This window comes from Asanoa sp. NPDC050611 (assembly GCF_040654855.1).
In the GTDB taxonomy this organism is placed as follows: Bacteria; Actinomycetota; Actinomycetes; order Mycobacteriales; family Micromonosporaceae; genus Asanoa.
In genome coordinates this window covers 1-2,631 of record NZ_JBFAIU010000577.1, presented here as the reverse complement: position 1 = coordinate 2,631, position 2,631 = coordinate 1, and the positions used below count along the sequence as shown (strand labels likewise).

Sequence of the window (2,631 nt, the reverse complement as noted above, 5' to 3'; positions counted from 1 at the left end):
GGTGCCGACGACAACGGGCGTGCGCCGTTGTGGCGGGTGGACGCCGCGACCGGCGACGTCACCCGGCTGACCGCGGACGACGGCGCCTACACCGACCTGCGCGTGGCGCCGGACGGGCGCTGGGTCTACGCGCTGCGCAACGCCGTCGACAGCCCGCCGACGCCGGTCCGCGTGCCCCTGGACGGGTCCGGGGGCGCCGAGCCGCTGCCCGTTCCGCCGGGCGCCGACGTCCGCGTCGACGGCCGGCTGGCCGAGGTCGCCGCGACCGCCGCGGACGGCACCGAGTTGCGGGCCTGGCTCGCGCTGCCGAACGGCACGGACACGCCCGCACCGCTGCTGCTGTGGATCCATGGTGGACCGCTCGGCTCCTGGAACGGGTGGACCTGGCGGTGGAACCCGTGGCTCGCCGTGGCGCAGGGCTACGCGGTGCTGCTGCCCGACCCGGCGCTGTCCACCGGCTACGGCGTCGAGTTCATCAAGCGCGGCTGGGGGAGCTGGGGCGACGCCGCGTACACGGACCTGATGGCTCTGACCGACGCCGCCGTGGCGCGGGCGGACGTGGACGGGACGCGCACCGCGGCGATGGGCGGGTCGTTCGGTGGCTACATGGCCAACTGGATCGCCGGGCACACCGACCGGTTCGACGCGATCGTCACGCACGCTTCGCTCTGGGCGCTCGACCAGATGATGACCACCACGGACGCGCCGTTCTACTGGGCGCGCGAGTTCACCGCCGAACGCCTCGCGGCCAACTCCCCACACGCCACTGTGGACGCGATCCACACGCCGATGTTGGTGATCCACGGTGACAAGGACTACCGCGTGCCGATCGGCGAGGCCCTGCGGCTGTGGTGGGACCTCCTGTCGCGGTCGGCGGACGGTGGCCACAAGTTCCTCTACTTTCCGGACGAGAACCACTGGATCCTCAAGCCCGGCAACGCCAAGGCCTGGTACGCGACGGTGTTCGCCTTCCTGGCCCAGCACGTCAAGGGCGAGGACTGGCAGCGGCCGGAGCTGCTCGGCTGAGGCGTGCGGTGCGCACGGTCGCGGTGTGCCCGATGTGGCGCGGCGGCGGGGATACGGTCGAGGTGTGGGCGGGAGACCGTACGACGTGATCGTGATCGGTGCCCGATGCGCGGGATCACCGACAGCGATGCTGCTGGCCCAGCGCGGCCACCGCGTCCTCGTCGTCGACCGCGCGACCTTCCCGAGTGACACCGTCTCCACGCACATCGTCCATCCACCCGGCGTCGCCTCGCTGCGGGACTGGGGGCTGCTCGACGGGCTGGTGGCCTCCGGCTGTCCGGCGATCCACACCTACGCGTTCGATCTCGGGCCGATCGTCCTCGCGGGCGCACCGGGCACCGACGCGTCGCCGGTCGCGTACGCACCCCGCCGCACCGTGCTCGACAAGCTGCTCGTCGACGCCGCGGCGGCCGCCGGCGCCGAGGTGCGGGAGGGCTTCACGGTGTCGGAGGTCCGCACCGAGGACGGCCGCGTGACGGGCATCCGTGGTCACGGCCGGGACGGCCGGACGCTGACCGAGCGGGCACGCGTCGTCGTCGGGGCCGACGGCTGGCGGTCGGTGGTCGCCGCCGCGGTGACACCGGAGGCGTACCACGAGAAGCCGCGCCTGCTGGCCATGTACTACAGCTACTGGAGCGGACTGCCGATGTCCGGCCGGTTCGAGACCTATCTCCGGCCCAACCGCGGCATCGCCGCCTGGCCGACCAACGACGACCTGACGGTGGTCATCGCCGGCTGGCCCTACGCGGAGTTCGGCGCGAACAAGGCCAACGTCGAAGAGGCCTTCCTGCGGACCCTCTCCCTGGCGCCGACGTTCGCCGAGCGGGTCGCCGCGGGCACCCGCGCGGAACGGTTCGCCGGCATGGCGACCCCCAACGGCTTCCGCCATTCGTGGGGGCCGGGCTGGGCGCTCGTCGGTGACGCCGGCTACATCAAGGATCCGATCACCGGCCAGGGGATCCAGGACGCCTTCCGCGACGCGACGCTCTGCGCTGCGGCGCTGGACGCGGCGCTGTCCGGCGCCCGCGGCTACGACGAGGCGATGGCCGACTACGAACAGGGCCGCGACGAGCATGCGCTGCCGCTGTACGAGTTCACGTGCGACCTCGCCACGCTGGAGCCGCCGCCACCCGAGTTGCAGCGGCTGCTCGCCGCCGTCGCCGGCAACCAGGACGCGACGGACGAGTTCGCCCGCCTCAACGCCGGTGTCGAGTCGCCCGCGGAGTTCTTCGCCTCCGAGAGCGTCGCCCGGCTGACGAGCAACCCGCGTTAGCACGTCAGGCGGGCGATCGGGCCAGGGTTTCCAGAGCGAGTGCCTCGGCCTGACCGTCGCCGGCTCGGCGGGCGGCAATCAGGATCTCCTCGAGCCGCTGCCCGGCCAGTGGCTCGTCGGCGTCGGCGTCGAGGGCCGCCAGGAGGCAGGAGGCGAACAGCGCCGCGTCGCCGCCACCGGCGGCCCGGTACCAGTCGTGCGCGGGTTCGACGGCGGCGCGCGCCGGGCCGGGCTCGCCGAGCGTGCGCAGCGCCCAGCCGAGGCGGACGCCGGCGGTCCGCGAGCTGGGCCGCGACGTGCACCCGAACGACCACGTGAACGCGTCGCAGTCC

At 73.5% G+C, this 2,631-nt stretch carries 3 protein-coding genes; 2 read left to right on the top strand and 1 reads right to left on the bottom strand.

Annotated elements, in window-relative coordinates:
• Both AB0H87_RS40430 and AB0H87_RS40425 read left to right on the top strand, forming a co-directional pair.
• On the top strand, positions 1 to 1,026 hold a 1,026-nt coding region (locus AB0H87_RS40430; RefSeq protein ID WP_360158715.1), incomplete at its 5' end, for an alpha/beta fold hydrolase.
• Positions 1,027 to 1,090: 64 nt separating this feature from the next.
• Positions 1,091 to 2,299 (top strand): NAD(P)/FAD-dependent oxidoreductase, encoded by a 1,209-nt coding sequence (locus tag AB0H87_RS40425; RefSeq protein WP_360158712.1) that lies wholly within the window; start codon positions 1,091 to 1,093, stop codon positions 2,297 to 2,299.
• Between the two features lie 4 nt (positions 2,300 to 2,303).
• Here AB0H87_RS40425 and AB0H87_RS40420 read toward each other — a convergent pair.
• Positions 2,304 to 2,631: hypothetical protein (locus AB0H87_RS40420; RefSeq protein ID WP_360158709.1), on the bottom strand; the 328-nt coding region annotated here is incomplete at its 5' end.